Annotated in this window: 9 protein-coding genes; all 9 read left to right on the top strand. The window is 62.9% G+C overall.

Annotation, left to right across the window (positions count from 1 at the left end; genetic code table 11):
* A partial coding sequence (locus VIQ49_RS04145) for a hypothetical protein (protein ID WP_331881112.1) occupies nucleotides 1-941 on the top strand: 941 nt, incomplete at its 5' end.
* A complete protein-coding gene (locus tag VIQ49_RS04140) occupies nucleotides 941-1,309 on the top strand; it encodes a hypothetical protein (RefSeq protein WP_331881109.1) in 369 nt (122 codons plus the stop codon). The genes VIQ49_RS04145 and VIQ49_RS04140, both read left to right, overlap by 1 nt.
* Before the next feature lie 9 nt (nucleotides 1,310-1,318).
* Nucleotides 1,319-1,693: a hypothetical protein gene (locus VIQ49_RS04135; protein ID WP_331881106.1), complete on the top strand. Its 375-nt coding sequence runs from the start codon at nucleotides 1,319-1,321 to the stop codon at nucleotides 1,691-1,693.
* A gap of 312 nt (nucleotides 1,694-2,005) precedes the next feature.
* Nucleotides 2,006-2,290: a hypothetical protein gene (locus VIQ49_RS04130; RefSeq protein WP_331881103.1), complete on the top strand. Its 285-nt coding sequence runs from the start codon at nucleotides 2,006-2,008 to the stop codon at nucleotides 2,288-2,290.
* Nucleotides 2,287-2,700: a hypothetical protein gene (locus tag VIQ49_RS04125; RefSeq protein WP_331881100.1), complete on the top strand. Its 414-nt coding sequence runs from the start codon at nucleotides 2,287-2,289 to the stop codon at nucleotides 2,698-2,700. The genes VIQ49_RS04130 and VIQ49_RS04125 overlap by 4 nt, the downstream gene beginning before the upstream one ends.
* A 45-nt stretch (nucleotides 2,701-2,745) precedes the next feature.
* On the top strand, nucleotides 2,746-3,552 hold the full coding sequence (locus tag VIQ49_RS04120; protein WP_331881097.1) for a hypothetical protein: 807 nt from the start codon (nucleotides 2,746-2,748) through the stop codon (nucleotides 3,550-3,552).
* 170 nt (nucleotides 3,553-3,722) lie between these two features.
* A complete protein-coding gene (locus VIQ49_RS04115; protein WP_331881094.1) occupies nucleotides 3,723-4,049 on the top strand; it encodes a hypothetical protein in 327 nt (108 codons plus the stop codon).
* Nucleotides 4,033-4,590 (top strand): hypothetical protein, encoded by a 558-nt coding sequence (locus tag VIQ49_RS04110; RefSeq protein WP_331881092.1) that lies wholly within the window; start codon nucleotides 4,033-4,035, stop codon nucleotides 4,588-4,590. Before VIQ49_RS04115 ends, VIQ49_RS04110 begins: the two co-directional genes overlap by 17 nt.
* Nucleotides 4,591-4,610: 20 nt before the next feature.
* The gene (locus VIQ49_RS04105; protein ID WP_331881089.1) at nucleotides 4,611-4,991 is read left to right on the top strand and encodes a hypothetical protein; all 381 of its coding nucleotides are present in this window, start codon (nucleotides 4,611-4,613) and stop codon (nucleotides 4,989-4,991) included.
* Nucleotides 4,992-5,003: the final 12 nt, after the last annotated feature.

Here is a 5,003-nt window from a genome sequence, read left to right as displayed (position 1 = left end):
AAAGCAACATGACTGTTTCCGTGCTGAGCGTCAACGACGGTCCCCGCACCACGGTCTCGGATCTCATCGGTGCGCCGACGATGATCCCTGCCCGCATCCTGAATTTGCTCGACAACGCCTTCCTGTCCGAAACGATTCTGCGTAATGGCGGATCGAACACCAACGGGCTCGTCGGCTACTCCGAGTCCACCCCGCTGTACCTCGGTTCCGATGTCGCCGATGTTGCCGAGTTCGCCGAAATCCCGGTGGCGGCCGGCGAGCGCGGAACTCCCCGCATCGCGGTCTCGACCGTCAAGGCGCTCGGCGTTCGGATCTCGCGACTTATGCGAGATCGCAACAAGATCGACGACGTCAACACTCAGATCACCCAGTTGACCAACACGATGATCCGCGCCGACGAGCGCGCTCTTCGGCAGCTGCTGCTCAACCCCGCCATTCCTACGATCGCCGCATCGGCCGCATGGAACACGTCGGGTGGCAAACCGCGCCACGACATTGCGAACGCGATGGAGGTTGTCGGTTCCGCGTCGCGGACCGAAACCGATGACGACGACGAGACCTTCGGTTTCCTCGCCGACACCATGGTCCTGCCTACCTCGCTGACGCCTGCACTGCAGGACAACGAGGAATTCCTCAAGGTGTACACGGACTCTCTTGCACCGGAGTCCATCGCGTACACCGGCCGCCTGCCGAAGGACATCCTCGGGTTGGCGCCGCTCACGTCACGCTCGTGGCCGCTCAACCGCGTGCTCGTTGTCGAGCGCGGCACGGTCGGCTTCTACTCCGACGAACGTCCGCTCGAGTCGACCGGACTGTACCCGGAAGGCAACGGCCCCAACGGGGGTGCCACCGAGTCGTGGCGCGCCGATACCTCTCGCGCTCGTGTGATGGGTACCGACCAGCCGCTCGCCGCATGCTGGATCACTGGGGTGGTGTCCTGATGAGCACTCGCGAGAAGGCTGACTACGTGCTGTTGGTCCATCATTTCGATGAGCAGATCCACACGAAGGGTGCCCCTGTCGAGTACCGGCGTCACCACCGTGGTGATGTCCTCACGCTCGATGGTGTCGAAGCTGCTCGTCTACTCAAGGCGAAAGCAATCGAACCCGCCGAGGTGGAGGCGGAGGCGGCGCCGGCCGAGGAAGCAGACGAGGCGGGCGCGGGCGCTGAGTCCACATCGACCACGGTGGAACGTCCCGCCAATACGGCGACCACAGTCGAGTGGGTCGAGTACGCAGTGTCTCAGGGCCTCGACCGTTCCGAGATGGAGAAGCTCAAGCGTGCGGAGATCATCGCCGCCGTCCAGTAGGAGGCGATAGTGATTCCGTTCGCAACGACCACGGACATCGAGTCCACCTGGCGTGCGCTGTCCGATACCGAGAAGATGTGGGCCGCTCAACTTCTCGACGCTGCTGGGCGGTGGATTTACCGCAACACCACGATCACCGACCCTGGCGACGGCGATGCGAAACTCGTATCCATCGCCGTCGTCAAGGGCGCGCTGGTCGCCGGTGAGCACACAGGGCATTCGGCGTATTCGAAGGCGTTAGGTCCGCGCTCGCGCTCGGGCACGCTCACCAATCCTGACTCTGCCCTGGTGTGGGCCGACTGGATGAAAGAACAGCTCGGGATCGATATTCATGGCGGGCCGCGCTACTACTTCGGGGATGGTGATTTCCGTGAGCGATGGTGAGACTGCCCGCATTCAGCCGGGTGTTGTGCTCGACGACAATTCGGATCCGATCCCTGCCAGCGGTTCAGTTTTCGAAATACCGGGCTGTGTCATTGAGCCACTCGGAAGTTCCGAGCCTCTCGTTGTCGGCCGATCGGGGAAGGTCACTCGGATTCGGATCTACGCGCCTGGACCGGTCGAGCGTGAAATTGCTGAAACCGACACTGTTTTCGTTCGCGGGAAACTGTGGCAGATCGAGGGTGATCCGGATAGCTGGATCGAGAGCGACCCCGATCTGTCCGGTCCGGTTATCGCGGCGTGGAGGGGGCTTGGATGAGTGGCAACGATTTCCAAATCGACCAGGCTGGGATCAGCGAAATCCTCAATGCCTCTGACGTTCGGGCGATGGTCGACGAGGCTGCCAACGCGATCGCGAATGCGGCTCGCGGTCAACTCGATTCCGACATGGAGGTCGGTGTCGAGTCGTACACGACTGACCGTCCCGCCGCGTCAGTGGCGATCATGCATCCGAGTGGTGTCGGTCGGCAACTGAAGTACGGCACGCTCACTCGTGCTGCTGGCATTGTCGGCTTGACGGTGAGTGGCGGCGGCAAGTGAAACCTGCGCGTAAAGCATCTGACGCGGCGGTACCGATCAAGGACTTCCTCAACGCCATCCTTGCCGACCGCGAGCCAGGAGTGCGTGCTGCACTAACGCTCGGCAAGGATTGGTTGCCCGAGGTCGACGGTGTCGCTACCGACCCGTTCATCGTTGTGCGTGATGACGGCGGCCCGATGGAGTGGCCAGTCTTCACAGTGCCACAGATCGGTGTCACGGTCTGGTCCAACGGCCGCACTCGCTCACGGAGACTCGCCGCACTATGTCAGGGATTGCTTCTTGCACACAGGATTCCGGGTATCACCAACGTGATGGCCGGTTCGTCCATCCTTGATGACGTCGACGACAAGAACGGTGGACGCATCGCTGGTTTCACCGTCGCGGCTCGCATTCGTACCACCCCCATCTAACCGCCTCTGATCGAGGTACTGAGCCCTTGAAAGGGGTCATTTGTCATGTCTGTCATCAATCCCGACAATGCGTCGGTTTTTGACGAGGGCGAGATCTACGTCCTCGACCCGAACTACACCGGCACCCTCGCCGCCGCCGTTCCCGCTCCTGGTCAAGCGCCCGGGGCGATGTGGCTCGACTTCGGACTTCTCGGTACCGAGGGTGTCACGTACACGCCTGGTGTGGAGAAGACGTTCTTCGACGGGTGGGGAAAGCCCCGTGTGAAGGGCAAGACCAGCAAGGGCACGATCGAGCTGAGTTTCAACGCCCTCGAACGCAACGCGGTCACCGCCGGCATTGCGTACGGCACGGATACCGGTTTCATCTCCGTCCCCAAGGGAATTCACCGGACCCTGCTGATCGTCACCCGCGAGGACGGCGTCGAAGAAGTCGAGTACACGACCCGGCCTGCACTGCTCACCACGGGCGCGTGGACGAAGTCCGAGTCCGGCATTCGAACCTTCCCGGTCACTGCGGACCTTTTCGCGGACAACGACAATCACCTGCTTGGTACGGCGAACCAGAATGCGGGCGATCCGACCCGTTGGACTGTCACCGTTCCGGCGGGCACCACAGCGGGCACGTTCCCGCTGCGCGTGGACAACCAGACCGTTGTAGGCATCGCCTTCAACGCACCGACAGCGGCTGTGAAGGCCGCACTCGAATTGCTCGCCACTGTCGGCGCCGGCAAGGCGACGGTGACCGGCTCGGCTGGTGGTCCGTACACGGTGACGCTCGCCAACGGTGGCACCCTCTCCGCTCCGGCTGCATCGCTCACCCCGACAGGGACGGTCACGGTCGTCGCTGCCTGATACCCCGGCCGCCAGCGGTGTGCAGCCCGTTGGCGGCCGGTTCCCAGTGCTGCACAGTCCTTTCTGCACAAAGGAGTTCGCATGGATACCTCACGCATTCCGCCGACATGGTTCTTCGCGCTCGTGATGACAGTCGGCGCGCTCGAGGTCACTCGGCAGAAGTCGCGCACATGATCACCCCGCCGCGACTGCGAACGCCGACGGACGCTGAGATCACCGCTGCGGCAATCGACCTCGGTGTGATCAAACCCGGCGAGCGCCTGCGCTCTCGCGATCGGGCGAAGGTCGCCAAGACCATTCAGATTGCCGAGCAACTTCCGCCCGAGAATGACGAGGACGAAACGCCCTCGTCCGATCCCATCGCGCTCATCGCGCAAACCCGCGCCGACCTGATCAAGGCCGGCGTCCCATCTTTCGCCGCCGACCGAATCACGGCGGCCATCGCACCACAAATCTGGCGCGACAACCCAGGAGCTGCACATGCCCTCACACGATGACTTCGCCGATTACGAGAACACCGCTCCCGACGCGGATGAGCCCACTGCCGCGCAGATCGAAGCCGCACGACGGCTCCTCGCGAACGTTGACAACGACGACACTCTTCCGGACGTGGTCGCTCCGCACGTCGACGACGTGAACTTCGCGAAGGAAGCCGTCGCACACACCAAGACCAAGAAGGGGAACCGCAAACAGCGGCGCGCCGCTGGGAAGGTTCCCGCCAATGCCCCGAAGCCTCAGGATCATCAGAAGGTCAGCGCGGCGCGGCGCGGTGAAGCGACCGGCGCGACCATTGTCCTCACCTTGTGGGGCGAGGAGATCCAGGTGGACCGCGCAGCACTGATCGACAACTGGGACTGGCAGCTCGGTGCCATCGGCAAGAACCCGCTGCACATGGTCAAGGGCCTGCTAGGCGACAAGCAGTTCTTCTGGTCCTGCGCCCGCTCGCAGGCTGAAGGTAAGCCGCCGATGGAAGCAGCGTCGGAAATCATGACGATGTTCTCCGAGGAAGCGGGCCTGGGAGACGAGGGAAACTCCTAGGCCTCCTCGCTGTCCTGCATGTGCGGGGCGACGACATCGAGGCCGACCTCAAACACTTCTACGGCGTCGACTTACGGGATCTATTCCGTCCGGGTGGTGGCGACTCACAGCTGACGTTGCGTCTGCTGTGGGTCTACATCCGCAGACTGCCACACACCTCCGCACTGGCGATCTCCGACAACGGCGGACGAATGCCGTGGTCGATCGAAGATCACCTGCTCGCGGACCTGTGGGCACTGCAGGCCAACCGTGGAAAGAAGCGCGGCAGCCCGTGGCGGGACTACCCGAACCGTCCGAAACCCGCTGCGAAGAAAGCGAACTCGCAGATCGATGACGAGCGCATCGAACGCGGCGAACAGCGCTTCGCGGAACGTCGGCGAAAATTGGAAGAAGGTACCTGATGGCCAGATCCG

The organism is Williamsia sp. (assembly GCF_036566845.1).
GTDB lineage: Bacteria > Actinomycetota > Actinomycetes > Mycobacteriales > Mycobacteriaceae > Williamsia.
This window is presented reverse-complemented; position numbering and strand designations above follow the sequence as displayed.

Excerpts from the sequence above, each read along its gene's own strand:
- VIQ49_RS04115 (WP_331881094.1), top strand. The coding sequence starts at position 3,723 with ATGATCACCCCGCCGCGACTGCGAACGCCGACGGACGCTGAGATCACC.
- VIQ49_RS04140 (WP_331881109.1), top strand. The coding sequence starts at position 941 with ATGAGCACTCGCGAGAAGGCTGACTACGTGCTGTTGGTCCATCATTTC.
- VIQ49_RS04120 (WP_331881097.1), top strand. The coding sequence starts at position 2,746 with ATGTCTGTCATCAATCCCGACAATGCGTCGGTTTTTGACGAGGGCGAG.
- VIQ49_RS04110 (WP_331881092.1), top strand. The coding sequence starts at position 4,033 with ATGCCCTCACACGATGACTTCGCCGATTACGAGAACACCGCTCCCGAC.
- VIQ49_RS04130 (WP_331881103.1), top strand. The coding sequence starts at position 2,006 with ATGAGTGGCAACGATTTCCAAATCGACCAGGCTGGGATCAGCGAAATC.